Source organism: Sandarakinorhabdus sp. DWP1-3-1, from assembly GCF_049896705.1.
Lineage (GTDB): Bacteria > Pseudomonadota > Alphaproteobacteria > Sphingomonadales > Sphingomonadaceae > Sandarakinorhabdus.
The window spans coordinates 540,016-565,078 of sequence record NZ_JAFCUV010000002.1 but is presented as its reverse complement, the minus strand read 5'-3'; the positions used below and the strand labels follow the sequence as shown (position 1 = coordinate 565,078).

The window sequence follows — 25,063 nt, the reverse complement described above, 5'->3', positions numbered from 1 at the left end:
GGCGTTTCCGGCGCAAAAGGTCCCCGCCGGCACGGCTTCGCGGCGCGAATCTGGCAGGTTCCGTCCCGCGCGCCGCGCGCCTAGAACGGACAACCGCACCACACGGAGTTTCCAACCATGGCCCTGCCCGCCGATCGCACGCCCGTCATCATCGGCGTCGGGGACATCATCGACCGGCCCGCCGACCCGGCGCTGGCGCGGGAGCCGTTGCAGCTGATGGCCGATGCGGTGCTCGCCGCCGATGTCGATGCCGGCGGCGGTTTCCTGCACCGCATCGATTCGATCGATGTCATCAACCTCGTTTCGTGGCGCTATGATCGCGTCGCGCAGCGGCTGGTGGAGCGGCTCGGCATCGTGCCGGCGCGGGCGGTCTATGGGCTGGTCGGCGGCGAGACCCCGACGACGAAGATCCATGAGGCGGCGCTGCGCATCATGAACGGCAACAGCCTGGTCGCCGTCGTCACCGGCGGCGAGGCGGCCAATGCCGTGTCCAAGGCCAAGGCGGCGGGCATCGAGCTGCCCTGGACGCCGCCGGCGGCGAAAGTCGAGAATCCCATCATCGGCAGCGAGCATGTGACGCCGCTGGCGGTGCGCCACGGCATCATGTCGCCGGTGCATGTCTATCCGCTGTACGAGAATGCGACGATTGCCGAATGGGGGCTGACCCCGGCCGAGGCGCTGGCCGAAAGCGGCATGGCCTATCAGGCGATCTCGGAGATAGCCGCGTCGAACCCCTATGCCTGGGGGCAAAAGGCGTTCAGCGCGGCGGAGATCACCGCCGCGACGCCCGATAATCGCATGATCGCCTGGCCCTATACCAAGCGCATGGTCGCCAACAACACGGTGAACCAGGCCGGCGCCGTGCTGATGACGACGCTGGCGCTGGCGCGGGAGGCGGGCATTGCCGAGGACCGGATCATCCACATCCATGGCGGCGCGGCGGCGGCCGAGCCGATGGATTACCTCGCCCGCGACCAGTACGACCATTCGGTGGCGCAGGATGCCGTGCTCGACCAGGCGATGCGCATCGCGCGCGACGGCTTCGACCGGGTGGAGCTGTATTCGTGCTTTCCGACCGTGCCCAAGATGGCACGGCGCACGCTGGGGCTGGCGGCCGACATGCCGTTCAGCGTCACCGGGGGCCTCAGTTTCGCCGGGGCGGGGCTCAACTGCTACATGCTGCAATCGACCTGCGCGATGGTGCGGTCGCTGCGTGACCGCCCGGCGGCGCAGGCGCTGCTTTATGGCCAGGGCGGCTATGTCACCAAGCATCACGCGCTGGTCATCGGCTGCGACGCCGCCGACCCGGCCGGGCTGATGCTGCCCAAGGACGTGCAGGAGGCGGCCGAGGCAGCCCGCGCCGCGGTGCCGGCACCGGCGCTGGATTATGCCGGGCCGGCGACGATCGAGACGTTCAGCGTGGTGTACGACCGCGACGGCGCGCCGAGCCATGGCAGCATCATCGGACTGACGCCGGCGCGCGAGCGGGTATTCGCGCGGATCGACATGGGCGATGCCGGGTTCGTCGCGCGGTTGCTGTCGCTGGACGAGACGCCGGTGGGGCTTGGCGGGACGGTTTCGGTGGGTGAGGACGGGCTGCAGGCCTGGGCGGGTTGAGTTTACCCGTCATGCTGGCGAACGCCCGCATGCCGCCTGACCGTCAGCGCGGCGCCAGCGCGGCCTCCACCGGCACGCCGCCCTGTTTGTAGACGGTCCCGCCCTTCATCACCAACCCGACATTCTGCAGCAGGCCGATGGTTTCCAGCACGTCGCCGCGCACCGCGATGATGTCGGCATATTTGCCGGCGACCACGGTGCCGCTGGTCTTTTCGACGCCCATGAACTTGGCCGGCCAATAGGTGGCGGCCTGGATCGCCTCCATCGGCGGCACGCCCAGCTTGTTGACCCAGACGTCGAGCTCGTTCCAGGTCGACTGGCAGTGGAAGGTGGCGGGGATGCCGCTGTCGGTGCCGATCAGCATGATGACGCCGGCCTTGCGCAACTGCGCGAACTTGACGTCGAGCGTCGGTTTCCGGCGCGGCGTCAGCTGGTTGTATTCGAGCTGGTCGGGGTGGACGAGCGAGGCCTTGATGTCGGCGATGGTGTCGGGCTTCAGCCCGCGCGTCCAGCAGGCGTCGTCGAGCTTTTCGGGGTTCGCGATCAGGCGGTTGTAGTTGTAGAGGCCCGAGATCGTCGGGGTCCAGTACAGCGGGCTGCCGCGCACCCGGCCTTCGGCGGCGCGGGCCTCGATCGCCAGCATGATGTCGTCGGGGTAGCGCGGCGCGGCGCCGAGCCCGGTATGCTCGAAATTGTCGACGCCGATCTTCAGCCCGATGCGGATTTCATCGGGAAGGTGCGAATGGCCGACGACCTTCAGGCCGTTCTTGTGCGCTTCATCGACCAGGGCGCGGCCGACGGTCTCGCCGATCTGGTCCTGGTCGATCAGCTTGATGACATCGACGCCGGCGGCCTTCAGCTGGCGGACCTTGGCGCGGGCGTCGGCGGCATCCTTGATGCCCCAGCGATAGGCCTCCGTATCGGGATAGGGCGCGTGCTGGAGGAACGGCCCGGACATGTAAAGGCGCGGGCCGGGGATGCGGCCATCGCGCACCGCGTTGCGGACGGCAATCGAATCGTCGAGCGGCGCCCCCAGGTCGCGGGCGCTGGTGACGCCGGCGAGCAGCAGCTGGACGGCGCCGGCGGGCATGATCTCCGACCGGAACCGGTTCATGTACGCCTTGTCCCAGTGCGGATAATCGGAATGGCCGTCGATCATCAGGTGGACGTGCATGTCCCAGAGGCCCGGGAGCACGTCCATGCCGTCGGTGGCGATGACCTCCGCCCCGGCCGGCACCGGCAGCGTGCCGACGGTGCCGACCGCGGTGATGCGGTCGCCGTCGATCAGGATGACACTGTTGGCCACCGGCGGCCCGCCGTTGCCGTCGATCAGCCGGCCGCCGACCAGCGCCTTGATGGGCGCCGCCGCAACCGGTTCTCCTGGCGATGTCGCCATCAGGCACGCCGCCACCGCCGTCAAAAATATACGCATGCAATCCCCCTGTCAGGCGCCACCGTGGGTGGCCGCCCGACAGGTGTCAACGCTGCACGCCGATCAGATGACGCCGCTGCTGCGGTTGATGGTGCGTTCGGTCTCGACCTCGACGCGGTCATAGGCCGGCGAGCCGCCGTCGTAACCGCTCCAGCCGCGGGTGCGGTAATCGGCGCCGCGGGTTTCGGCATCGACGCCGTGGTTGCGCTCGAGGATGCCACGGACCTCGGCAGCCTGGGCGTCGTCCGCCTTGACGCTGACGAGGGTGCCGCCGCGGCGCAGGCCCTCGGAATAGACATGGACCTCGTCGTCGCTGTGCCCTGCGGCCTTCAGCGCGCCGACGATGCCGCCGGCCGCCGCCCCGCCCGCGGCGCCCAGGCCGGCGCCGGTGGCGGCCGCCGCCAGCCAGCCGGCGGCGACGACGGGGCCGAGGCCGGGGATGGCCATCAGGCCGAGGCCGGCGAGCAGCCCGCCGATGCCGCCGATGGCCGCGCCGGCGGTGGCGCCGCGTGACACGTCGCCGTCATCGTCGATGCCCGGCTCCTCATCGCCGGGCGCGGCCTGCTGGCCGGTACGATCGGGATCGCGGCTGGTGACGCTGATATCGTCATGGTCGACACCGGCATCGCCCAGGTCGCGAAGAGCGAGCTCGGCGTCGTGCCATTGGTCGAACAGGCGGGTGATGGTGACTGACATCGCAACATACTCCTGCGAAAACGGGCTGGGCCTATTGGGCGACCACATCGCCCTTGTAGTCGAGCGTGACGCGGACCTGCTGGGACCCCTTCATGGCGCTGCCGACCCATTGGCCATCCTTGGTCTTCACCAGGTCGGTGACGCCGGGATAGCCGGCCTTGGCCATGCGGCCGCGGGCCTGGTCGGCGGTGAAGCTGTTGGCGCCTTCGGCGAGTGCGGTGACAGCCGCCGGCGCCGGGTCCTTCAACGCCGGATTGCTCGATGCCTCCTGCGCCGCGACGGCGGTGCCGATCGCCAGCAAGGTAGTGAAAACGATGGCGGATGTCTTCATGGTCCCTCTCCTCGGGTGGCAGGGAAACAACCCCGCCGGCGGCAACAAGGTTGCACAGCCGGACCATTACGACCTGTTAAAGCGGCTCCATCTGGGCGAGCGCCGCGTACAGCAGCACGGCGGTGGCGACGGCGACGTTGAGGCTGTCGGCGGTGCCCTTCATCGGCAGTTTGACCAGCGCATCGCAGGCGGCGGCATAGGCCGGCGGCAGGCCCGATTGTTCGTTACCCATGAACAGGAACGTCGGCGCGGCAAAGCGGTGGGCGCGATAGTCGACGGTGTGCCCGTCGAGGGCCGCACCGACGAGCTCCCCCGGCCCGGCGCGCAGCCAGGCGAGGAAATCGGGGCCCGTTGCCTGGGCGATGCGGCGGGTGAAGACGCCGCCCATCGAGGCGCGGACAGCCTCCAGGCTGAACGGGTCGCAGCTTTGATCGAGCAGGATGACACCGCCGGCGCCGGTGGCGTCGCAGGTGCGCAGCATGGTGCCGAGATTGCCGGGGTCCTTCAGATTTTCGGCGACCACCCAGAGGGCGGCGGTGCCGCGGTCGATGCGGGCGAGGCCGGTATCGGGGATCGCATAGGCGGCGGCGACGGCGCCGGGATTGTCCTTGCCGGTCAGGCGGTGAAGGAGGTCGCGGGTGCTGCGGATGACGGTGCCGCGCCGCGCCTCGGTCGCGGCGACCAGCGCCGCCGTCAGCGGATGGCCTTCCGCATCGGCGGCAAAGATCAGCGTGCGCGGGACATGGCCGGTGGCCAGCGCCTCGGTACAGACGCGCAAGCCTTCGGCCAGAAACAGCCCCTGCTCGCGGCGGCCCTTCTTGTCGGCCAGCGCCTTCAGCGATTTCAGCACCGGGTTGGCCGGGCTCGTGACGTCCGTCATCATAGCGCGACGATGTTGTAGTGGTGCCACAGGAACACCGCGAGCGCCCCCCGGTGCGGGCGCCAGGGTTCGGCGAGTTCGCGGGTGCGCTTTTCGGTCGGGCGCGCCTCCAGCCCCAGCAGCTTGCCGAGCTGGATCTGCACCGCGAGGTCGCCGGCGGGGAAGACGTCCGGCCGCCCTTCGGCGAACAGCAGGTAGATTTCGGCGGACCAGCGGCCGATGCCCTTGATCGCGGTGAGCGCGGTGACGGCCTCGTCGTCGTCGGCGGGCAAATTGTCGAAATCGATCTGGCCGGTGGCGATGGCCTGGGCGAGGCCCTGGACATAGCTGGCCTTCTGCCCCGACAGGCCGGCGGCGCGCAGGTCCTCGATGGAGGTTTCGGCGATGCGGGCGTGGTCGTCCATGTCGCCGCCGCAGGCAATCTCGAGCTTGTTCCAGATGCTCGCCGCCGCCTTGACGCTGACCTGCTGGCCGACGATGGCGCGCATCATGGTGCCGGCGCCGCGGCCACGCCCGCGCGGTTCGGGATAGCCGACGTTGGCGAGCGCCGCGGCCATGGCGGGTTCGATGGCGGCGATGTGATCAAGCGAGGCGCGCAGCTGTTCGGCGGTGAGGGACATTTCGCCGCTTGTAGCGGGCCGCCGTGCGGCGCGACAGCCCTCACGCCGGCCCGGGGTATGCGCGGCTGGCGGGAATCGGCTACCATTGCCCCGAGATGTTCGAAGACCTGCGCCGCACCAGCTTTTTCCACGACAAGAATCGCGCCTTCTGGATCCTCCAGGGCGGCGGCTGGTCGGCCTATCTGCTGCTGCGCGCGCTGTCGGGGCTGGCCAACAAGATGGGGGTCGGCTTCATCCTGCCCGCGATCATCGTCACCGCCACCGGATTTTCGCTGACGCTGTTGATGGCGGCCGCCTATCGCCGGATCATCACGATGAAGCCGGTCTATGTGTGGACGCTGTCGCCGCTGATCCTGGGGGTCGCGTCGGGCGTGTTCTCGGTGCTGGAGGTGTGGGCGCACGCGACCTTCTACCAGCCGGGGTGGAAGCCGCAGGGCATCGAGTTCCTGGGCGCCATCCTCCTGGATTTTTCGGTGCTCGGCGCGTGGACCGGGCTTTATTACGGCATCAACTATTACCTGCTGCTCGCCGAACAGTCGGAGCGGATGATCAATGTCGCCCGCCAGGCCAATTCGGCGCAGTTGGAGATGCTGCGCTATCAGCTGAACCCGCATTTCCTGTTCAACACGCTGAACTCGATCTCGACGCTGGTGCTGCTGAAACAGACCGAGCGGGCCAATGCCATGTTGTCGCGGCTGGCGTCGTTCCTGCGCTACAGCCTGGTTGGTGAACGCGAAGGGCTGGCGACGGTGGCGCAGGAGGCGGAGGCGCTGAAGCTGTATCTCGATATCGAGCGGACGCGCTTTGAAGACCGGCTGCGCACGCGGTTCGACATCGCGCCCGATGTGCTCGATAGCCGGCTGCCGTCGCTGCTGCTGCAGCCGATCGTGGAGAATGCCATCAAATATGCGGTGACGCCTTCGGAGGACGGCGCCGACATCGTCATCGATGCACGACGGATGAGCGACCGGCTGGTCATCACCATTGCCGACACCGGCCCCGGCCTTGCCGCCTCCGCGGCGGACAGCGGCGGCGGCGGCAACGGCGGAACCAATGTCGGGCTGGCGAATATCAGGGAGCGACTGGCCCAGGCCTATGGCGTGGACCACCGTTTCCAATTGGCAGAAAATGTTCCGCAAGGGTTGATCGTTCTGATAGACATTCCATATCAGACCGAGGTGGTGGCACCGGCCGTCGGGGGCGATGGCCGGGTCGATACGAATCTGGGGGCGCCTGTACCCGGTCCGCAAAGCGTTGCGGCCCAATAGCGAAAGCGCCAGAAAAAATGACGATCCGAACGATCATCGTCGACGATGAACCACTTGCCATCCAGGGGCTCGAACTGCGCCTGGAGGCCTTCGACGATGTCGAGATCATCGAACGCTGCGCCAACGGCCGCGAGGCCATCCGCGCCATTCGCACGCAAAAGCCCGATCTCGTCTTCCTCGATATCCAGATGCCGGGCTTCGACGGGTTCTCGGTCGTCGCCGGTCTCGCCGATATCGAACCGCCGCTGTTCGTGTTCGTCACCGCTTTCGGCCAGCACGCGCTGAAGGCGTTCGAGGCGCAGGCGGTCGATTACCTGATGAAGCCGGTCGACCAGGATCGCCTGGCCGCCACCATCGAGCGGGTGCGCCAGCGCCTGACCGAAAAGCGCAGCTGCGAGGACAGCGAGCGGTTGAAGGAAATCCTGACCGAAGTCGCCCCCGAGGCGATGCCCGACGACTTGTCGGACGGCGACCAGCACGCCGCCAACCGCTATGAGCGGGTGCTCAACATCAAGGATCGCGGCCAGATCTTCCGCGTCGATGTCGGCGACATCGAGCGCATCGACGCCGCCGGCGATTACATGTGCATCTACACCGCCGACCAGACGCTGATCCTGCGGGAGACGATGAAGGACCTGGAACGCCGGCTCGACCCGCGCAAGTTTCAGCGCATCCACCGCTCGACGATCGTCAACCTCGACAACATCAAGAGCGTCAAGCCGCATACCAACGGCGAGTGCTTCCTGGTGCTGGGGTCGAATACCCAGGTGAAGGTGAGCCGGAGCTATCGGGAAGTGGTGGCGCGGTTTTTGTAGCGATCAGCGCTGTCATCCCGGCGAGCCGAAGGCGACCGTAGGTCAACGCCGGGACCCATGAATCGCCAGTTCACCGTCGTGGGCGCAGCCGTTGCCGAATTTGTGGTTCACGGGTCCCGGCCTTCGCCGGGATGACTGGTTGGGAATCCTCTGGCTTCCAGCCACCCCGTGACCACCCCCGTCGCCTCGGCCAGCTTGTCCGGCTGGAAGGCGTAATAGTGCGTTGCCCCCTGGACGACATGCAGCTCGCGATCGACCTGGGCGACGCAATCGTACAGCCGCTGGGTATGTGACGGCGTGCAGGCGTCGTCGGCGCTGTTGCCGATGACGAGCACCGGGACAGTGATGCGCGGGCCGCAGGCGATGCCGTCGGCGTGGCTGAGGTCGTGGCTCCACTGGCTGAGCCAGGATCGCAGCGTCGTGAAGCGGCCGAGGCCGCCGGGCGAGTCGTTGATCAGCCGCGGGTCACCGAGATAGCAGCGGCCGGGCGTGCGGTCGTTGGCATCGACGGCGGGGTCGAGCCAGCGCGGGTCGGCCATGGTACCGTGCACGACGAAGGCGCGTTCGGCATGCGGGCCTTCGCGGGCGACCAGGGTTTTGAGCGTGTCCTGCGCCCAGGCGGTGATGCGGCGGTTGCGCGCCAGCTGGCGGGCGCGAAATTCGGCGAGGAAGTCGGCGCTGTACGGCGGCTGGGCGCAGGCCGGGTCGTAGAGGTTCCACGCAGGGTCGCGCCGCGTCGGGTCGGCCTCGTCGTTGACCGACGGATCCATCCATTCGGTCAGCGTGTGGGCCCGGCTGACATGCGCCGCCAGCAGCATCACGCCATCGGCGGGCGGCAGTTTGGCATCGACCAGGCTCGGCGGGTCGCCGGCGGGGGTGGCGGTGACGCGCGGGTCCTCGGCCTCGGCCTGGTAGAACAGCGCGAGACTGCCGCCGCCCGACCAGCCGCCGAGCACGACCTTGCTGTACCCCAATTTCGTGCGGCAATGGTTGATCCATCTGCCGAGGTCGATGGCGACCTTTTCCATGATCAGCGCGCTGTCGTTGTTGGGATAACGCGACACCGCCGACAGCACATGGACACCCGCCGTCGCCAGCGCGCCGGGCAGCGGCAGATAATGCATGATGCCCATCGGGTGCATGAAGACGACGATGGTGTCGGACGCCGTTTCGGGCTTCAGATGCTGGGCCTGCAGCGCGACGACGCCATCGACACCGCCATAGGTGTCGCGCAGCCCGACGGGTTCGCGCCAGCCGATGATCAGGGGCACGCGCGCATAGGCGCTCAAGCTGCCGCGGCCTGTTTCTTTGCGGTCCATTCCGCGACGACGGCGCGGGCATGGCCGGCCTCCGTCGCCATGATCGCGTCATGGTCGGCGACGCGGGTGGTGATTTCCAGCGGCAGGCCATTGGGGTCGCTGAAATAGACCGACTTCACGAAACCATGGTCGATCGGGCCGAAGCACGGCACGCCGGCGGCGTCGAGCTTGCCCTGCCAGTCGAGCAGCGTCGCCTCGTCGCCGGCCTCGAAGGCGACGTGGCGGTCGAAGCCGTGGACGGGGGTGAAGCTGTCCGGGGTTGCGGTGCCGGGGGCATCGAAAAAGGCGATGTAGTTGCCGTCGCCCAGCTGGAAAAAGATATGGACGAAGGGGTTGCGGCGGCCGCTGCCGGGCTCGCGTTCCTCCGCCAGGGCCGCCGCCAGCGGCAGCCCGAGCAGATCCTCGTAAAAGGCGCGGGTCTCCTCGGCATCGCGGCAGCGATAGGCGCTGTGATGGATGCCGCGCAGATTGGCCGTCATCGGCAGTCTCCCCGGGTGATCTTTCGGCGCAGTCTGCACGGCGGCGCACGGCGGCTCAAGTCCGAAGCTGAACGCCCAAGCTGAACGGTGGCTAAGCAAGGCTTTCACAACGCATTCAGTCGGCGCGCGGCATTTTTCGGCTCGCGCCCTCGACGGCGTCGCAAGGGAGGTGTGGAATGTTCAAGTTGCTTGTTGCGGGCCTTGCCGGGCTGATACTGGCGGGTCCGGCGCTGGCCCAGGATGGCGATCGCGATGGCCGGCGCGGCTGGGAGGACAATCGCGGTGGTGGCTGGCGCGGCGACGATCGGGGCCGGCGCGGTGACGATCGCGGCTGGCGTGGCGACAACCGCGGCGATTGGCGTGGCAATGACGGCTGGCGCGGCAACGGCCGGGGCGGCTGGGACAATCGCCGCGGGAACGATTGGCGCTGGAACCAGCAGCGCTATCGCGGCCCGGCCTTCATCCATCCGCGCGGCTATGGCTATCGGCCCTGGGGTGTCGGCTATCGCCTGCCGCGAGCCTATTTCGGCAACCGCTATTTCATCGGCAACCCGGGGTTCTACCGCCTGCCGCCGGCCTGGTACGGCACCCGCTGGGTGCGGGTCGGCCCCGATGCGCTGCTGATCCGTCTCGGCGATGGCATCGTGCTCCGCGCGGTGCGCGGGCTGTACTGGTAGTCAGGCCCGCGTCGCCGTCAGGAAATAATTGACCGAAACGTCCGGGCCGAGGGTGAAGCCCTGGCCCGGACGCCAGGTCAGCCCCTGCCGGTCGGTGACCGTCAGCCCGGCGTGGACCAGTGCCTCGCTGAGCTCCTCGGGTGTCATGAAGCGCTGCCAGTCGTGCGCGCCGCGCGGGATGGTGCGCAGGAGCATCTCGGCGCCGCCGATCAGCACCGCCCAGGACGCCGGCGTGCGGTTGGGCGTCGACAGTACGGCCAGCCCGCCCGGCGCCAGCAGCGCCGCCAGCGCGGCAAAGAAGCTGTCGCGCCCGGCGACATGCTCGACGACTTCGAGGCAGGTGATGATGTCGAAGCGGACGCCGGTCGCCGCCAGCGCCTCCGCCGAGGTGGCGCGATAATCGATATCGAGCCCGCCCGCCGTCGCATGGGCGGCGGCGACGGCGATATTCTCGGGTGCCGCGTCGATGCCGGTCGCGGTGGCACCCATGCGCGCCAGCGGTTCGGTCATCAGCCCGGCGCCGCAGCCGATGTCGAGCGCGGTCAGCCCCTTGAGCGGCTGGCGGGACTTCACATCGCGGCGAAATCGCGCCACCGCGGCATCGCGGACCAGCCGGCTGCGCAGCGGCGTGATGCGGTGGAGCATCGCCGAGCTGCCGCGCGGATTCCACCAATCCTCGGCAAGACCCCCGAAAAACGTCGCCTCGTCTGGTGAAATACTTGGGCTCAGCAGTTCGGCCATGGCAATCCTCCTGCGCACTAAAGCGGGGCTTGCTTGCCATCGGCGCGGCGCATTTCTATCAGACCGGCAGGTTCCGCCAAGGGGCCGCACCGCCGCAGCGTCTTTTGCAAGGACAATTTTCCCCGCCATGGCCCGCATCGTTATGAAATTCGGCGGCACTTCGATGGCGGGCAGCGAGCGTATTCGCGGCGTCGCGGCGCGCGTGAAGCGCGAGATCGACGCCGGCAACGAGGTCGCTGTGGTGGTGTCCGCCATGGCCGGGGAGACCGACCGGCTGGTGGGGTTCTGCCGCGAGGCCTCGCCGCTCGCCGATCCGCGCGAATATGATGTCGTCGTGGCCGCCGGCGAACAGATCACCGCCGGGCTGCTCGCCATCGCGCTGCAGGCCGCCGGCGTGCCGGCGCGGTCATGGCTCGGCTGGCAACTGCCCATCCGTTCGTCGGCCGCGCACAGCGTCGCCCGCATCGAAGGCATCGAGACCGACAAGGTGCTGGCGGCGATGGCGCGTGGCGAGGTCGCCGTGGTGCCGGGGTTCCAGGGCGTATCCGATGCCGGGCGGGTGACGACGTTGGGGCGCGGCGGGTCCGACACCTCGGCGGTGGCGCTGGCCGCCGCGCTGAAGGCCGATCGCTGCGACATCTATACCGATGTCGACGGGGTCTATACCACCGATCCACGCATCGTGCCGCGGGCAAGGAAGCTGGAGCGCATCACCTATGAGGAGATGCTCGAACTGGCCTCGGTCGGTGCCAAGGTGCTGCAAACCCGCTCGGTCGAGCTGGCGATGAAGGAAAAGGTCCGGGTCCAGGTGCTGTCGAGCTTTACCGACGCCCCCGGTACTCTGGTCGTTGACGAGGATGAGGACATGGAACGCGAACTGATCGCCGGCGTCGCCTATGACCGGAACGAGGCCAAGGTGACTTTGGTCGGCGTGCCCGACGTGCCGGGGGTCGTCGCCAAGATCTTCGGGCCGCTCGCCGACGCCAATGTCAACGTCGACATGATCGTGCAGAACATCGCCAAGGGCGAGGGCACCACCGACGTCACCTTCACCGTGCCGCGGACGCAGTTGCCGCTGTCGCTCGACGTGCTGGGGCGCGAACGGAGCGTCATCAACTATGCCGATGTGCTGTCCGACGCGGCGGTGGCCAAGATCTCGGTCGTCGGGGTCGGCATGAAGAGCCATGCCGGGGTCGCGGTGACGATGTTCCGGGCGCTGGCCGATCGAGGCATCAACATCCAGGCGATCACGACCTCCGAAATCAAGGTCAGCGTGCTGATCGCCGAGGAATATGTCGAGCTGGCGGTGCGCGTGCTGCACACCGCCTATGGGCTGGATGCGGCAGCATGACCCGGCTCGACCAGATTTCGGCGCGCGGTCGCGAATTCCTCGGCAGCCGCCACGCCATCATGGCCGGCGCGATGACCTGGGTGAGCGAGCGCAACCTCGTGTCGGCGATTTCCAACGCCGGCGGCTTCGGGGTGATCGCCTGCGGGTCGATGACGCCGGCACTGCTCGATGCCGAGATCGCCGCGACACAGGCGCTGACAAGCAAGCCATTCGGTGTCAATCTGATCACGCTGCACCCGCAGATGATGGACTTGATCGCCGTCTGCGCCCAGCATCGCGTCAGCCATATCGTACTCGCCGGCGGGCTGCCGTCGGGCGCCGCGATCGAGGCGATCAAGGCGGCCGGCGCCAAGCTGATGTGCTTTGCCCCGACCGCGGCGCTGGCCAAGAAGCTGGTGCGCTCGGGTGTCGATGCCATTGTCATCGAAGGGTCGGAGGCCGGTGGCCATATCGGGCCGGTGTCGCTGGGCGTGCTGGCGCAGGAGATTTTGCCGGTGATCCGCGACGTGCCGGTGTTCGTCGCCGGCGGCATCGGGCGCGGCGCCGCCATCGCCGCCTGGCTGGAGATGGGCGCGTCGGGCGTCCAGCTCGGCACGCGCTTTGCGGCCTCGACCGAGAGTGTCGCGCACCCCAATTTCAAGAAGGCGTTCTTCCGCGCCTCCGCCCGCGACGCCGTGGCCAGCGTGCAGCTCGACCCGCGCCTGCCGGTCATCCCGGTCCGCGCGCTGAAGAATGCCGGCACCGAGGCGTTCACGGCGAAGCAGCGCCAGGTCGCCGAGGCCGTCGATCGCGGCGAGCTGGACCTCGCCGCCGGGCAGCTGGAAATCGAGCATTACTGGGCGGGCGCCCTGCGCCGCGCCGTCGTCGACGGCGATGTCGAGAACGGCAGCCTGATGGCCGGGCAGTCGGTCGGCATGGTGACCGGCGAGCAGAGCGTCGCCGACATCATCGCCGAGCTGGTCGCCGAGGCCGAAGCCGCGCTGGAATCAAGGGTTGGCGGCGGCATCGCCGCGGGCCGCGCCGCCCCGTACGAATCGGCTGCCTGATGGCCGCTGTCAGCGCCGCCCGCGAAATCCTGCGCCGCCTTCACGAAGTGATGGCGGCCAAGAGCGGCGCTGAAGCCAAGCTCAACCAGGTCGTCCAGATCGTCGCCCGCGAATTGTCGAGCGAGGTCGCGTCGATCTACCTGCTGCGCGACGGCATGCTCGAACTGTTCGCCACCCGCGGCCTGGCGCAGGAGGCGGTGCATGTGACCCGGCTCAGCATGGGCCAGGGCCTCGTCGGCGTCATCGCCGCGTCGCGCGAGGTGCTGAACCTCGCCGAGGCCAAGGCGCACCCCGATTTCGTCTATCGCCCCGAAACCGGCGAGGAGGATTACCACAGCTTTGCCGGCGTCCCGATCGTGCGACGCGAATCGGCGATCGGCGTGCTCGCCGTCCAGCATCGCGAGCCGCGCGATTACGACGAGGTCGAGATCGAGGCGCTGCAGACCGTCGCCATGGTGCTGTCGGAGCTGATCCACGGCGCCGGGCTGGTCGATGACTCGCAGGCGGCCAAGGCGCGGGCGGCGAGTTCCGAACCGATGCGGCTGCCGGGGCTGAAGCTGGTCGACGGGCTGGGCCGCGGCGTCGCGGTCTTCCACCAGCCGCGCGTCATCATCGAGCATACCGTTGCCGACGATACCGAGGCCGAGCGGAGCCGCGTCTATTCGGCGTTCGGGCGGATGCGCGAGCAGATCGACGCGATGATGGGCCAGGCCGAATTCGTCGGCGGCGGCGACCATCACGACGTTCTCGATACCTACAAGATGTTCGCCTATGACGAAGGCTGGTCGCGGCGCATCAACGAGGCGATCGACACCGGCCTGACCGCGGAGGCCGCGATCGAGCGGGTGCAGGCGCGGACCCGCGCCCGGATGCGGTCGATCGACGACCCGTACCTGCGCGAGCGGCTGACCGATCTCGACGATTTGAGCAATCGCCTGCTGCGTATCGTGTCCGGGCAACTGGGCACCGCCGCCCAGATGGGCATTCGCGACGATACCATCCTCATTGCCCGCAACCTGGGGCCGGCCGAGCTGCTGGAATATGACAAGCGCTATCTGAAGGGCGTCGTGCTCGAGGAAGGCAGTCTGACAGCGCATGTCATCATTGTCGCGCGGGCCATGGGCGTGCCGGTGCTGGGCCGGGTGCGCGGGCTGTTCAGCGATGTCAGCGAGGGCGACGAATTGATCGTCGATGCCGCCAATGGCGCGCTGCTGGTGCGGCCGCAGGCGGCGATGATCACCTCGTACCAGGCGATGAGCGTGCTGAAGGCCAAACAGGCCGAGAAGTTCGCCGCGGTCCGCGACCTGCCGGCGATCAGCAGGGATGGCCGCCGCGTCGCCATCATGATGAACGCCGGGCTCGCCGACGACGCCCAGGCGCTGGAGCTGACCGGTGCCGACGGCATCGGCCTGTTCCGCACCGAATTCCAGTTCCTGGTGTCGGCCACCCTGCCCCGCCGCGAGCGCCAACAGGCGCTGTATCGCGCCGTGCTCGACGCCGCCGATACCCGGCCGGTGGTGTTCCGCACCATCGACATCGGCGGCGACAAGGCGGTGCCCTATCTGCTCGACGGCAACGACCAGGAGGAAAACCCGGCGATGGGCTGGCGCGCGCTGCGGCTGGCGCTGGGCCGGCCGGCGCTGATGAAGATCCAGGCGCGGGCGCTGCTCGAGGCTGGCGCCGGGCGGACGCTCAACGTGATGTTCCCGATGGTCAGCGAGCCCTGGGAATTCGCCGAAGCCAAGGCGCTGGTCGAATCGCAACGGGCGCTGCTGGCGCGGCAGGGCCATGCGCTGCCGCTGGCGGTGCGCTATGGCGCGATGATCGAGGTGCCGGCGCTGATCGAAACGCTCGACACGCTGCTGCCGATGACCGATTTCGTGTCGGTCGGTACCAATGACCTGACCCAGTTCCTGTTCGCCGCCGATCGCGCCAATCCGCGGCTGGCCGACCGCTATGACTGGATGTCGCCGGCGATCCTGCGGGTGCTGCGCCGCATCGTCGTCGCGGCAAAGGCGGCCGGCGTGCCGGCGACGGTCTGCGGTGAAATGGGCGGCCGGCCGCTGGAGGCACTGGCGCTGATGACGCTGGGCGTCGACACGCTGTCGATTACCCCGGCCGGCGTCGGCCCGATCAAGGCGATGGTGCGGTCGGCGGAGCTGGGGCCGCTGTCGGCGGCGATGGCGGTGTGGCTCGATTCGCCGAACGTGGATGTGCGGGCAGCGCTGCTGGCGGCGGCGAAGGCGCAGGGGGTGGAGCTGGGGTGGTCGCGGGGGTGATCGCGCCGGCCGCGCAGCTTGTCATCCCGGCGTAGGCCGGATGACAGTTAAGCCGGCAAGACCTTGTGCCAGTTCGTCACCGACCGGCTCTCGAACAATCCCGCCTGGTGGTACGGATCGGCCGTCGCGAACGCCACCGCCGCGTCGCGATCGTCGAAATCGATGATCAGCAGCGATCCCATCGGCCGGCCGTCGGGACGCAGCAGCGGCCCGGCGACGAGGACGGCAGCGCCCAGCGCCGTGACATGGGCGAGATGCGCCGGGCGAGTCGCCGCGCGCAGTTCGGCCGAATCGGGCTTGTCGATGCAATGGATGGCAAAATAGGGCATCGCGAACCTGTACTGGGACTATCGTTGGTCTAGCGGCTGGACGGGGCGGGGAAAAGGGGCATGCGCAACAGCATCGAAATCGGCGCGGGCGCGTTGCTCTGCATCGCGCTGGCGATGGCCGGCGATGCGCTGGTCGCGGCGCTGCGGCTGCCGGTGCCCGGCGCCATCATTGGCCTGGTCGTCTATCTCGGCTGGCTGACCATCGGCCGCGGCATCGGCTGGAGCCGGCGCGGCGCGGCGCTGCTGATCCGCTGGATCGGCGCGATGATCGTGCCGGCGCTGGTGGGGCTGCAGGCCTATGCCGGTGCCCTCGCCGGCACGGCGCTGCCGCTGGCGCTGCTGCTGGTCGTCACGACGCTGCTGACGGCGCTGGCGACGGCGCTGCTGTATCGCGCCGCCGGCGGCCGCGGGTGATCGCCACTTTTGCTGCCTGTGGCGGCACGCTCGCCGCCTTTGCGCTGGCGCGGTGGCTGTCGGCGCGACTCGGCCATCCGCCCTGGGCTAGCCCGGTGCTGGTCGGCGCGATCATCGTCGCCGGGGTGCTGGCGCTCATGGGCGTGCCGGTGGCGCGCTATGGTGCCGCCGCGCTGCCGCTGCGCTGGCTGCTGGGGCCGGCGCTGGTGGCGCTGGCGCTGATCATCGATGCCAATCGTGCGGCCTTGCGGCGGGAGGCGGTGCCGGTGCTGGTCGCTGTTGGCGGCGGCATGGCGGTCGGCGTCGGCAGCGCCATCGGGCTGGCGCGGCTGCTCGGGCTGGCGCCGCTGCTCAGTGACGCGGTGGCGGTGAAGACGCTGTCGACGCCGTTCGGCGTAGCCATCATGGGCGCCACCGGCGGCCCGGTGGCGCTGGCGGCGGCGATCGCGGTGCTGACCGGCGTCATCGGCGCGCTGCTGGTGCCGCCGATGTTCCACCGGCTGCGCATCACCGGCGTCGCCGGCCGGGCGCTGGGGCTGGGCACCGCGGCGCACATCGTCGGCACCGACTGGCTGACCCGCCGCGATTCGCGCGCCGGCGGCCTGTCGGCACTGGCGATGGCGCTGGCCGGCACGATTGCCGCGCTGCTGCTGCCGGCGCTGCTGCGCTGGCTCGCTTAGCGGCGGTTATGCCGGGCGCGATAGATGCCGTGGCTCGCGCTGTTCTGGCGATAGGCGACCCGGGCGCGATCGCGGCGGCTGTAGCGGCCGTCGGAGGCCAGGCGGTTCTGGAAGTTGTCAATACGGCCGTTGCGGGCCTGCAGCCGGGACGCCTCGCGGGGATTGATGGTGCCCCGGGCGATACCGGTCGCGATCCGCTGTTCCTGCCGGGCGTCGCGGGCCTCGCTGGCGGCGAAGCGGCGGTCCGATGGCGAGGCGGTGGCGGGCACGGCGAGAGTGGCGAGGGCGAGTACGAGCAGGGGCGTGAACTGGATCATGGCAGGTCTCCCTTGTGTTGCTTGTTGATATCGATACGGGGGGCCGGCGCATTTCCCCCGCCGTCGCCGCCCCGCGATGGTTGACGCCCGCACCCGTCTCCGCTAACAGCCCGCGCTTGCCGTTGGTCCCCGCCGGACCGCATCGTTTCGAATCAAGGACGTTCAACATGTCGCGCGTTTGCGAACTGACCGCCAAGGGTCGCATGGTCGGGAACAATGTCTCCCACGCCAACAACAAGACCAAGCGGACCTTCCTGCCCAATCTGCAGAATGTCACGCTGATCTCCGACACGCTCGGTCGTTCGGTGAAGCTGCGCGTGTCGATGAACGGCCTGCGCTCGGTCGAACATGTCGGCGGGCTGGACAATTGGCTGCTGAAGACCAAGGCCGAAAAGCTGAGCACGCGCGCCGCCAAGCTTAAGCGCGAGATCAAGAAGAAGGTCGCCGAGGCCGCGGCGCCCGCCGCCGCCTGAGCCGCGACGCCATCGTGACCATGCAAACGGCCCGGTATCCCCGGGCCGTTTTCGTGTCCGTTTGACGCGATGCAGCGCCCGCCGATCCCCGTCCGCCCCGCCGCTGCCGATGAACGCGGCGTCACCGCGACCGTGCTGGCGCGGGCGTTCATCGACGATCCGGCCATGGCCTGGCTGTTCCGCGACGCCGGCACGCGGTCCGAACGGCTGCGGCGCTTTTTCGGACTGATCACCCGCGTCGATGGCGACCCGTCGCTATGGACGCTGGCGCTCGATGGCGGCCGGCCGGCGGCGGCGGCGATGTGGCGGCCGCCCGGCGCCTGGGCGACGCCGACATCGGCGATGCTGCGGCTGTTGCCGGCGATGATCCACGCCTTTGGCCTGTCGCTGCCGCGCGCGCTGGCACTGCAGAACCGGCTGGAGGCGCACCATCCGGCGGCGCCGCACTGGTATCTGCAGTTCGTCGGCTGCGAGCCGGCGGCACAGGGCAAGGGGCTGGGCGGCGCGGCGATTCGCGACCGGCTGGCGATGTGCGATGCCCAGCGGCTGCCGGCGGCGCTGGAAACCGCGACGCCGGGCAATCTGGGGCTGTACCAGGCGCTCGGCTTTGCCATCACCGATACTTTCGCGATCGACGACAGGCTGACATTCTGGACGATGTGGCGCGATCCGCGCTGAAACGGGGGTAGGTTATGCGAATGATGCCGATGCTGGCGCTGGCCGCGACGACGATGGCGGCGGGGTGCGCCGCGCCCGAGCGCCGGGTGATCATGGCGACCGACCCGACATTGCTCGCCGCCGAACAGGCCTATGGCTTTGCCGATGCCGTCGTCGTCGGCGACACGGTGACGCTGTCGGGCGTCATCGTCATCCCGCGCCCGGGGGAGACCGGGACCCAGCCGGCGTTCGACCGCGTCTTTGCCGCGATCGACGACACGTTGACGCGCGCCGGCTTCACCTGGGCCGATGTCGTCGAGATCGAGAGCTATCACGCCGACCTGCCGGGCCAGGCCCAGGCGATCATCGCCGCCAAGGCACGCTATGTGAAGGCGCCCTATCCGGCCTGGACGGCGATCCAGGTGACGCGCTTCCTGGTCGACGGCGGGGTCGCGGAGGTGAAGGTGACGGCGCGGAAGTCGAAGCGCTAGAGCCGCAGCTCGAATTTCATCAGCACGGTCTTTTGCAGGCCGCTGAGATTGTCGTCGGACACCATGTAGAGGAAGGTCCGCCCGCCGCTGCGGCGGATGGCCAGCCCCTCCATGTTGTCGAGGGTCAGCGGCGGCACCAGCCGGGCGAGCTCACGGGCAGGCAGCGGCGCGGTCACCTCGCCGGCCAGCGCCGGGGCAAGGTCGATCAGCGTCAGCACGCTGCTCTGGCCCATCGGCGAGAAGCGACGGTTGAGCACCAGGATGCGATGGTCGTCGAGCGCGATGGCGTCGGTCGGGGCATGATCCTCAGCGCCGCCGACGCCGATCTCGACCGTCGTGCCGCCGCGGGTGAGCAATGCGATATGACTGCCGTCGGGGCGTTGTTTCCGCTCCGAAATGACAATCCTTACGCTATCTGTCAGCGTCGCGATCGCCTCGCCGCCACCGTTCGACGGCCAGCCCGTCATCGGCGTCAGGCGTTCCGTCCGCGTTGGCACGGCGGCGAGGCTGGCCGGGCGATCGGCGTCGATGCCGGCGAAGTGCACCAGCCGGTGATCCTGTTCATAGACGATCGTCGCCGTGCCGCTGGCCGGATCCCATTCCAGCGCCTCGGCATCGCCATCGGCCTTGGTCGCCGCAGCGCCGCCATCGGGCTGGAGGATCGGGGCGATGACACCGTCGCTGACCCCGACCAGCCGCCCGCCGCGCTCCACGGTCGTAAACGCCAGCCAGTTGCCGGTGTCGCTGATCGCCAGCATGCGGTCGCCGCGGCCGGCGCGGAGGCCCGACACACCGCCGAACAGCGCGCTGGGTGAGCGCAGCTGCACGGCGCCCATGAAGCGCAGCGCGCCGACCTGGCTCCGCCCCGGATCGTCGCGATCGAGCGGCAGCGGCGTCGCCGACAGCGGCAGCGCCATCGGCGCAAAGGCCAGCGCGGGTGGCGCCCGCACCGCCAGCGCGCCGGTGGCCAGCGCCGCGGCGATGACGGCGCCGGCAAAAATCCGTTCGATCTGCATGCCAGGGGCATAGCAGCGCCGCGCCGGCTGGGCTATCGCTGCGCCGTTCCATGCTTGCCGCCGCCACCCCCCACAATATCCTGCAATCGGTCTTCGGCTTTCCCGCCTTTCGCGGGCAGCAGGAACCGATCATCACCGATGTCTGCGCCGGCCGCGACGTGCTGGCGATCATGCCGACAGGATCGGGCAAGTCGCTGTGCTACCAGATCCCGGCGCTGGTGCGGCCGGGCTGCGGCATCGTCGTGTCGCCGCTGATCGCGCTGATGGCCGACCAGGTGCGGGCGATGCGGGCCTTTGGCGTCCGCGCCGGCGCGCTCAACAGCCAGGCCACCGACAGCGACGCGACGATCGAGGCGCTGCGCAACGGCGAGCTCGACCTGTTGTATGTCGCGCCTGAACGCGCCGCGATGGACGGGTTTCGCGCGCTGATCGCCCGCGCCGAAATCGCGCTGGTCGCCATCGACGAGGCGCATTGCGTCAGCCAATGGGGCCATGATTTCCGCCCCGAATATCGCCAGCTGCGCAGCCTGTGCGACGCCCTGCCCGGCGTGCCGCGCGTGGCATTGACCGCCACCGCCGATGTCGCCACCCGCGCCGACATCTTGCAGCAGCTCGGCATCGCCGAGGACCGCATGGTCGTCGCCGGCTTCGACCGGCCCAACATCCGCTATGAAGTCATGCCCAAGCACGACAGCCACCGCCAGTTGAGCGCCTTCGTCGCGGCGCAGGCCGGGCGGCCGGGCATCATCTATGCGCCGACGCGCGCCGCCACCGACCAGGTCGCCGGCTGGCTGCAGAAGGACGGCATCAACGCCCGCGCCTATCACGCCGGGCTCGACGGCAGCGTGCGCGCGAAAAACCAGGCCGATTTCGTCAAGTCCGAAGACATGGTGATGGTGGCGACGATCGCGTTCGGCATGGGCATCGACAAGCCCGATGTGCGCTTCGTCGCCCATATCGGCCTGCCGAAATCGATCGAGGCCTATTACCAGGAAACCGGCCGCGCCGGCCGCGACGGCGACCCGGCGGTGGCGCACCTGCTGTGGGGGGCGGAGGACATCGCCCGCGCCCGCCAGTTCATCAGCCAGAGCGAGGCCGGCGAGGCGCGCAAGACCGAGGAGACGCGGCGGCTGAACGCGCTGATCGCGTTCCTGGAAACCGGCGGCTGCCGGCGGATCCCGCTGCTCGAATATTTCGGGGAGCCGCGGCCGGCGCCGTGCGGGAATTGCGACAATTGCCTGAACCCGCCGGCGCTGCAGGATGTCACCGAGGCGGCGCGCAAGCTGTTGTCCGCCTGTTACCGCACCGGGCAGCGCTTCGGCGCCCAGCATCTGATCGACGTGTTGATGGGCAAGGCCGGGGAAAAGATCAGCAAGTTCGGCCATGACGCGCTGTCGGTGTTCGGCATCGGCAACGAGCTGAGCCCCGACGGCTGGAAGGCGCTCGCCCGGCAGCTCGAGGCCGGCGAGGCGCTGGTCCGCGACGGCGAGCATGGCGGCCTGGCGCTGGGCCCGGCGGCGCGGCCGATCCTGAAGGGCGATGTGCCGATCAGCCTGAAGATCGTGGCGCCGACCCCGAAGCGCAGCCGCGGCAGCAGCACGACGACGGCCGCGGTCGATGCCGCCGACGTGCCGCTGTTCGAGGCGTTGCGCGCCGTGCGGCGCGAACTGGCGGCGGCGGCGAACCTGCCGCCCTATGTCATCTTTCACGATTCGACACTGCGGGCGATGGCGGCGAGCCGGCCGGGCACACCGGCCGAACTCGCCCGCATCCCCGGCGTCGGCGCGCGCAAGCTGGAAGCCTATGGCGAGCCGTTTTTGGCGGCTATCGCCAACAGCTGAGCGTTAGTAGCCGCCGCAGCGCTGGTTGCGCTCGATCGCCGTGCCGGTCACCGCGCCGACGCCGGCGCCGAGCACGGTGCCGAGCCCGCCATCATAGCGATTCGACAGGCCGTTGCCGATCAGGCCGCCGGCGATGGCACCGATGACGGCACCGGCGCCGCTCGACCGGCACGGATCATAATAGCCGCCGCCATAGCCGGGGCCGCCGCCGTAGTAACCGCCGCCGAAGCCCGGGCCACCGGTGATCACGACCTGGTTGAAGCCGCCGCCGCCATAATAGCCGCCATAGGGGATACCGCCGAAGGGCACACCGCCGAAGGGCACGCCGCCGAAGGGCACGCCGCCATAGGCCGGGTAATAGACCGGGCGGAAACGCACCGGCGGGCGGTAATAGCCGCCGCCATAACCATAGCCGGGGCGACCGTAATAGCCGCCACCATAGCCGGGCCGGCCGCCGTAATAAGCCGGGCGCGCATAGCCATTGTTGCGATAGCCGCCGCGATTGTAGCCGCCACGGTTATAGTCACCGCGGTTGTAGCCACCACCGTTGTAGCCACCACCGTTGTAGCCGCCGCGATGGCCGCCGTCCTGGCCGCGATAGCCGCCGCCCTGAGGACCACGGCCGTCGCCGCGCCGATCGGCGAGCGCCGGTGTCGCAACGAGCAGGGCGAGCGCCGAGGCGAGAAGCAACTTGTTCATCGAAACACCCTTTCGAGCCGGGCGCGCATTGCGCCATCATGACATCGGGTTCGCATCATGCGCCTGAACGTTTTGTGAATTCGAACGTTGGCCTTCGTTAAGCTTGCCGCTGCCATAACGAGCCGACCAACAGGAGTTTACCCCATGCGCATCACATCGACACTGCTTATCGCCGCCATTGCCGCGACGCTGCCTGCCCTGCCCGCCGAAGCGCGGCAGAAGACCCGGTACGAGTATAACGGCCGCACCTACAACAGCTATCAACAGTGCGCCGCTGCCAAGAAGCGTCACAAGCGCGACGGCGCCATCGCCGGTGCGGCCATCGCCGGTGTCGGTGCCGCCCTGCTCGGTGGTAACCTGGGCGAATCGGCGCTGATCGCCGGTGGCGGCGCCGTCGTCGGCCACGAGATCGGCGCCAAGAAGCGCTGCTGATCCGATAACGGCGGGGTCAGCCCGAACAGCTGGCCCCGCCGAGCACGCAGAAGCGCGCGCAATGCGGGTGATTGAGCGCCACCGCCTTCGAGGCGGCGGCCAGCGTCGAACCCATCTCGAACTGCGGATCATAGGCGAGCAGCGTGCAGGCCAGCACGGCCGGCGTGGCGGCGCCGCGGCGGCGGACGACCATGCGCGATGACGCGCACATCATGGCATCGGGCGCGACATCGAGGATGCCCCAGCAGGCCGTGGTGATTTCCGGCACATCGGCCCCGGCGTCCATTTCGGGGAACAGCACCAGCGGGGGGCAGGCCAGCCCGAGGCCGGCGAAGAGCGCCGCATAGCCGGCGCGTGCCTCGACATCGCTTTCGTGCGGCAAGTGGCGGCCGGCGACGGCGACGGAAAAACCTTGTCCGACCAGCCAGTTGAGACCATCGAGCGCGATCCCGAAGCTGCCGGCGCCGCGTTCGGCATCATGCACTGGCGCGGTGTAGTGATCCAAGCTGACACGAAATGTCAGCCTGTCTCGCGACATGGCGTCCATGGCCGCCTCGAATCGCCGCAGCGGCCGCATCGCGTTGGTCAGCACCAGCACGTCGAACCCGCGCGCCTGGGCCAGCGCGATCATCGCCGGCATCGCCCGGTTCATGAACGGCTCGCCGCCGGTAAAGCCGATCTCGCGCACCGGCAGGGCGTCACGGCCGATTTCGTCCAGGTAACGCTCGACATCGGCGAGTGTCAGATAGGCGAGCGCATCATTGGTCGGCGAGCTTTCGATATAGCAGGTCGCGCAGGCGAGATTGCACAGCGTCCCGCTGTTGAACCACAGCGTTTCCAGCCGGCGCAGCGCTACCGTTGCGCGCGCTTCCCCCTTCGCCGTCAACGCCGGGTCGCGGAACTTGGCCGGGTCGAGCCGCGGCGCGACGACTTCGAACGGTGAAGGGGCGGAAGCGGCGATGGGAAGCTCCCGTGGCGAAGGTGGCGCAGTCGGCCATTACCGAAATACGTCGGCAGGCGGCTTTCGGTTACAGCGAAAACGTCGCATCGTCGTAACCACGGACGACGTAACGTCGAATAGCCGGCACAGGCAAGCAGGGGCAGCGATGAACATCGAAAACAGCCGCAACTATTACGGCCAGGTGCTGCAGGGCTCCGCCGACCTGCGCACCGATGCCTGTTCGGTCGCCGACATGCCCGGCCCCGCGTTGCGCGCCGCGCTGGCCCGCGTCCACCCCGATGTCAGGGCCCGCTATTACGGCTGTGGCTTCATCGCGCCGGCCGACATCGCCGGCGCGCGGGTGCTCGATCTCGGCTGCGGCGCCGGCCAGGACGCCTATGTGCTGGCGCAGTTCGTCGGCGAGGGCGGCCATGTCACCGGCGTCGATGCAACGCCCGAGCAACTGGCGGTGGCGCGCGCCACGCAGGACTGGCACCGCGACGCCTTCGGCCATGCCGCATCGAACGTCGCTTTCGTCGATGGCGATATCGAACAGCTCGACACGCTCGACCTGGCGCCGGGCTTCGATGCCATCGTGTCGAACTGCGTCATCAACCTGGTGGCCGACAAGGCGGCAGTGTTCCGCGCCGCGCATCGCCTGCTGAAGCCCGGCGGCGAGCTGTATTTTTCCGATGTCTATGCCGATCGCCGCGTGCCCGACGCGCTGAAGTCCGATCCGGTGCTCCACGGCGAATGCCTGTCGGGGGCGTTGTACTGGAACGATTTCCTCAGCCTCGCCAAGGCGGCGGGCTTTGCCGATCCGCGGCTGGTCACCGATCGCCCGCTCGGCATCGGTGACCCGGCGATTGCCGAAATGGTCGATGGCATCGGCTTCTTCTCGGCAACCTGGCGGCTGTTCAAGCTCGACGGCCTGGAGCCCGAATGCGAGGATTATGGCCAGGCCGTCGTCTATCGCGGCACGGTCGAGGGCCAGCCCAATCGCTTCATGCTCGACAAGCACCATGTCATGGCAACCGGCAAGGTCTTCCCGGTGTGCGGCAACAGCTGGAAGATGCTCGCCGAGACACGGCTGGCGCGGCATTTCGACTTCATCGGCGATTTCAGCCGCCATTACGGCATTTTCGCCGGCTGCGGCACTGCGCTGCCGTTCGATGCCGCCGGTGCCGGCACCGGCGCGGTTGCCGCTTCGGGCTGCTGCTGAC

28 protein-coding genes are annotated in these 25,063 nt (G+C 68.9%); 15 read left to right on the top strand and 13 right to left on the bottom strand.

The features are described 5' to 3' along the window. Positions 1–117: 117 nt before the first annotated feature. Positions 118–1,617, top strand: coding sequence for an acetyl-CoA acetyltransferase (locus tag ACP7AI_RS12140; protein ID WP_426167686.1), 1,500 nt, complete (start codon positions 118–120; stop codon positions 1,615–1,617). Positions 1,618–1,660: 43 nt separating this feature from the next. On the opposite strand, the gene ACP7AI_RS12135 is transcribed toward ACP7AI_RS12140, so the two are convergent. The 5 genes from ACP7AI_RS12135 to ACP7AI_RS12115 form a co-directional block, all read right to left on the bottom strand. Beyond that, positions 1,661–3,049, bottom strand: a complete 1,389-nt coding sequence (locus tag ACP7AI_RS12135; RefSeq protein ID WP_426167684.1) for an amidohydrolase family protein — start codon at positions 3,047–3,049, stop codon at positions 1,661–1,663. 63 nt (positions 3,050–3,112) lie between these two features. Continuing rightward, positions 3,113–3,745 carry a hypothetical protein gene (locus ACP7AI_RS12130; RefSeq protein WP_426167682.1) on the bottom strand — a complete coding sequence of 211 codons (633 nt, stop codon included), beginning with the start codon at positions 3,743–3,745 and terminating at the stop codon, positions 3,113–3,115. Between the two features lie 31 nt (positions 3,746–3,776). Continuing rightward, entirely contained in the window at positions 3,777–4,076 is a 300-nt protein-coding gene (locus tag ACP7AI_RS12125; RefSeq protein ID WP_426167680.1) for a hypothetical protein, read from the bottom strand. A gap of 76 nt (positions 4,077–4,152) precedes the next feature. Beyond that, complete coding sequence (locus tag ACP7AI_RS12120; RefSeq protein ID WP_426167678.1) at positions 4,153–4,956, bottom strand: TrmH family RNA methyltransferase; 804 nt, start codon at positions 4,954–4,956, stop codon at positions 4,153–4,155. Then, positions 4,956–5,576, bottom strand: coding sequence for a DNA-3-methyladenine glycosylase family protein (locus tag ACP7AI_RS12115; protein WP_426167676.1), 621 nt, complete (start codon positions 5,574–5,576; stop codon positions 4,956–4,958). Before ACP7AI_RS12115 ends, ACP7AI_RS12120 begins: the two co-directional genes overlap by 1 nt. 95 nt (positions 5,577–5,671) lie before the next feature. On the opposite strand from ACP7AI_RS12115, the gene ACP7AI_RS12110 reads away from it, so the two are divergent. Together ACP7AI_RS12110 and ACP7AI_RS12105 are read left to right on the top strand one after the other, a co-directional pair. Further along, on the top strand, positions 5,672–6,844 hold the full coding sequence (locus tag ACP7AI_RS12110; protein WP_426167674.1) for a sensor histidine kinase: 1,173 nt from the start codon (positions 5,672–5,674) through the stop codon (positions 6,842–6,844). Positions 6,845–6,861: 17 nt separating this feature from the next. Beyond that, on the top strand, positions 6,862–7,659 hold the full coding sequence (locus ACP7AI_RS12105; RefSeq protein ID WP_426167672.1) for a LytR/AlgR family response regulator transcription factor: 798 nt from the start codon (positions 6,862–6,864) through the stop codon (positions 7,657–7,659). 107 nt (positions 7,660–7,766) lie between these two features. Here the strand turns inward: ACP7AI_RS12105 and ACP7AI_RS12100 are convergent, their stop codons facing one another. Both ACP7AI_RS12100 and ACP7AI_RS12095 read right to left on the bottom strand, forming a co-directional pair. Continuing rightward, positions 7,767–8,978: an alpha/beta hydrolase gene (locus ACP7AI_RS12100; protein ID WP_426167670.1), complete on the bottom strand. Its 1,212-nt coding sequence runs from the start codon at positions 8,976–8,978 to the stop codon at positions 7,767–7,769. Continuing rightward, positions 8,945–9,457 (bottom strand): VOC family protein, encoded by a 513-nt coding sequence (locus ACP7AI_RS12095; RefSeq protein ID WP_426167668.1) that lies wholly within the window; start codon positions 9,455–9,457, stop codon positions 8,945–8,947. The genes ACP7AI_RS12100 and ACP7AI_RS12095 overlap by 34 nt, the downstream gene beginning before the upstream one ends. A gap of 176 nt (positions 9,458–9,633) precedes the next feature. Here ACP7AI_RS12095 and ACP7AI_RS12090 point away from each other — a divergent pair, with 176 nt between their 5' ends. Continuing rightward, positions 9,634–10,134 (top strand): RcnB family protein, encoded by a 501-nt coding sequence (locus ACP7AI_RS12090; RefSeq protein WP_426167666.1) that lies wholly within the window; start codon positions 9,634–9,636, stop codon positions 10,132–10,134. Here ACP7AI_RS12090 and ubiG read toward each other — a convergent pair whose 3' ends face one another. Next, a complete protein-coding gene (gene ubiG, locus ACP7AI_RS12085; RefSeq protein WP_426167664.1) occupies positions 10,135–10,875 on the bottom strand; it encodes a bifunctional 2-polyprenyl-6-hydroxyphenol methylase/3-demethylubiquinol 3-O-methyltransferase UbiG in 741 nt (246 codons plus the stop codon). Between the two features lie 127 nt (positions 10,876–11,002). Between ubiG and ACP7AI_RS12080 the strand changes: the two genes are divergently transcribed. Genes ACP7AI_RS12080 through ptsP form a run of 3 tightly spaced genes read left to right on the top strand, consistent with a single transcriptional unit; the run spans position 11,003 to position 15,551 of the window. Further along, entirely contained in the window at positions 11,003–12,226 is a 1,224-nt protein-coding gene (locus ACP7AI_RS12080; RefSeq protein WP_426167662.1) for an aspartate kinase, read from the top strand. Then, a complete protein-coding gene (locus ACP7AI_RS12075; protein ID WP_426167660.1) occupies positions 12,223–13,272 on the top strand; it encodes an NAD(P)H-dependent flavin oxidoreductase in 1,050 nt (349 codons plus the stop codon). Before ACP7AI_RS12080 ends, ACP7AI_RS12075 begins: the two co-directional genes overlap by 4 nt. Then, positions 13,272–15,551 carry a phosphoenolpyruvate--protein phosphotransferase gene (gene ptsP, locus ACP7AI_RS12070; protein WP_426167658.1) on the top strand — a complete coding sequence of 760 codons (2,280 nt, stop codon included), beginning with the start codon at positions 13,272–13,274 and terminating at the stop codon, positions 15,549–15,551. Before ACP7AI_RS12075 ends, ptsP begins: the two co-directional genes overlap by 1 nt. A gap of 47 nt (positions 15,552–15,598) precedes the next feature. Here ptsP and ACP7AI_RS12065 read toward each other — a convergent pair whose 3' ends face one another. Further along, on the bottom strand, positions 15,599–15,880 hold the full coding sequence (locus ACP7AI_RS12065; RefSeq protein WP_426167656.1) for a YciI family protein: 282 nt from the start codon (positions 15,878–15,880) through the stop codon (positions 15,599–15,601). A gap of 60 nt (positions 15,881–15,940) precedes the next feature. Between ACP7AI_RS12065 and ACP7AI_RS12060 the strand changes: the two genes are divergently transcribed. Beyond that, positions 15,941–16,294 carry a CidA/LrgA family protein gene (locus ACP7AI_RS12060; protein ID WP_426167654.1) on the top strand — a complete coding sequence of 118 codons (354 nt, stop codon included), beginning with the start codon at positions 15,941–15,943 and terminating at the stop codon, positions 16,292–16,294. After that, entirely contained in the window at positions 16,291–16,974 is a 684-nt protein-coding gene (locus ACP7AI_RS12055; protein WP_426167652.1) for an LrgB family protein, read from the top strand. Before ACP7AI_RS12060 ends, ACP7AI_RS12055 begins: the two co-directional genes overlap by 4 nt. Here the strand turns inward: ACP7AI_RS12055 and ACP7AI_RS12050 are convergent. Next, positions 16,971–17,291, bottom strand: a complete 321-nt coding sequence (locus ACP7AI_RS12050; protein WP_426167650.1) for a hypothetical protein — start codon at positions 17,289–17,291, stop codon at positions 16,971–16,973. The two genes, ACP7AI_RS12055 and ACP7AI_RS12050, sit on opposite strands and share 4 nt — an antisense overlap. Before the next feature lie 167 nt (positions 17,292–17,458). Here ACP7AI_RS12050 and rpmB point away from each other — a divergent pair, with 167 nt between their 5' ends. The 3 genes from rpmB to ACP7AI_RS12035 all read left to right on the top strand — a co-directional run bounded on the left by rpmB (position 17,459) and on the right by ACP7AI_RS12035 (position 18,912). After that, positions 17,459–17,764: a 50S ribosomal protein L28 gene (gene rpmB, locus ACP7AI_RS12045; RefSeq protein WP_426167648.1), complete on the top strand. Its 306-nt coding sequence runs from the start codon at positions 17,459–17,461 to the stop codon at positions 17,762–17,764. A gap of 69 nt (positions 17,765–17,833) precedes the next feature. Continuing rightward, the gene (locus ACP7AI_RS12040; RefSeq protein ID WP_426167646.1) at positions 17,834–18,442 is read left to right on the top strand and encodes a GNAT family N-acetyltransferase; all 609 of its coding nucleotides are present in this window, start codon (positions 17,834–17,836) and stop codon (positions 18,440–18,442) included. 20 nt (positions 18,443–18,462) lie between these two features. Further along, positions 18,463–18,912: a Rid family hydrolase gene (locus ACP7AI_RS12035; protein ID WP_426167644.1), complete on the top strand. Its 450-nt coding sequence runs from the start codon at positions 18,463–18,465 to the stop codon at positions 18,910–18,912. On the opposite strand, the gene ACP7AI_RS12030 is transcribed toward ACP7AI_RS12035, so the two are convergent. Beyond that, positions 18,909–19,928 (bottom strand): esterase-like activity of phytase family protein, encoded by a 1,020-nt coding sequence (locus ACP7AI_RS12030; protein WP_426167642.1) that lies wholly within the window; start codon positions 19,926–19,928, stop codon positions 18,909–18,911. The two genes, ACP7AI_RS12035 and ACP7AI_RS12030, sit on opposite strands and share 4 nt — an antisense overlap. A 50-nt stretch (positions 19,929–19,978) precedes the next feature. Here ACP7AI_RS12030 and recQ point away from each other — a divergent pair, with 50 nt between their 5' ends. After that, positions 19,979–21,769 (top strand): DNA helicase RecQ, encoded by a 1,791-nt coding sequence (recQ, locus tag ACP7AI_RS12025; RefSeq protein ID WP_426167640.1) that lies wholly within the window; start codon positions 19,979–19,981, stop codon positions 21,767–21,769. Positions 21,770–21,772: 3 nt separating this feature from the next. On the opposite strand, the gene ACP7AI_RS12020 is transcribed toward recQ, so the two are convergent. Beyond that, positions 21,773–22,468, bottom strand: a complete 696-nt coding sequence (locus ACP7AI_RS12020; protein WP_426167638.1) for a glycine zipper 2TM domain-containing protein — start codon at positions 22,466–22,468, stop codon at positions 21,773–21,775. A 144-nt stretch (positions 22,469–22,612) separates the two neighbouring features. Here ACP7AI_RS12020 and ACP7AI_RS12015 point away from each other — a divergent pair, with 144 nt between their 5' ends. Next, on the top strand, positions 22,613–22,900 hold the full coding sequence (locus tag ACP7AI_RS12015) for a hypothetical protein (RefSeq protein ID WP_426167636.1): 288 nt from the start codon (positions 22,613–22,615) through the stop codon (positions 22,898–22,900). Positions 22,901–22,916: 16 nt separating this feature from the next. On the opposite strand, the gene ACP7AI_RS12010 is transcribed toward ACP7AI_RS12015, so the two are convergent. Then, the gene (locus ACP7AI_RS12010; protein WP_426167634.1) at positions 22,917–23,786 is read right to left on the bottom strand and encodes a radical SAM protein; all 870 of its coding nucleotides are present in this window, start codon (positions 23,784–23,786) and stop codon (positions 22,917–22,919) included. Positions 23,787–24,006: 220 nt separating this feature from the next. Between ACP7AI_RS12010 and ACP7AI_RS12005 the strand changes: the two genes are divergently transcribed. Beyond that, positions 24,007–25,062, top strand: a complete 1,056-nt coding sequence (locus ACP7AI_RS12005) for a methyltransferase domain-containing protein (RefSeq protein ID WP_426167632.1) — start codon at positions 24,007–24,009, stop codon at positions 25,060–25,062. The last annotated feature ends 1 nt before the right edge of the window (position 25,063 follow it).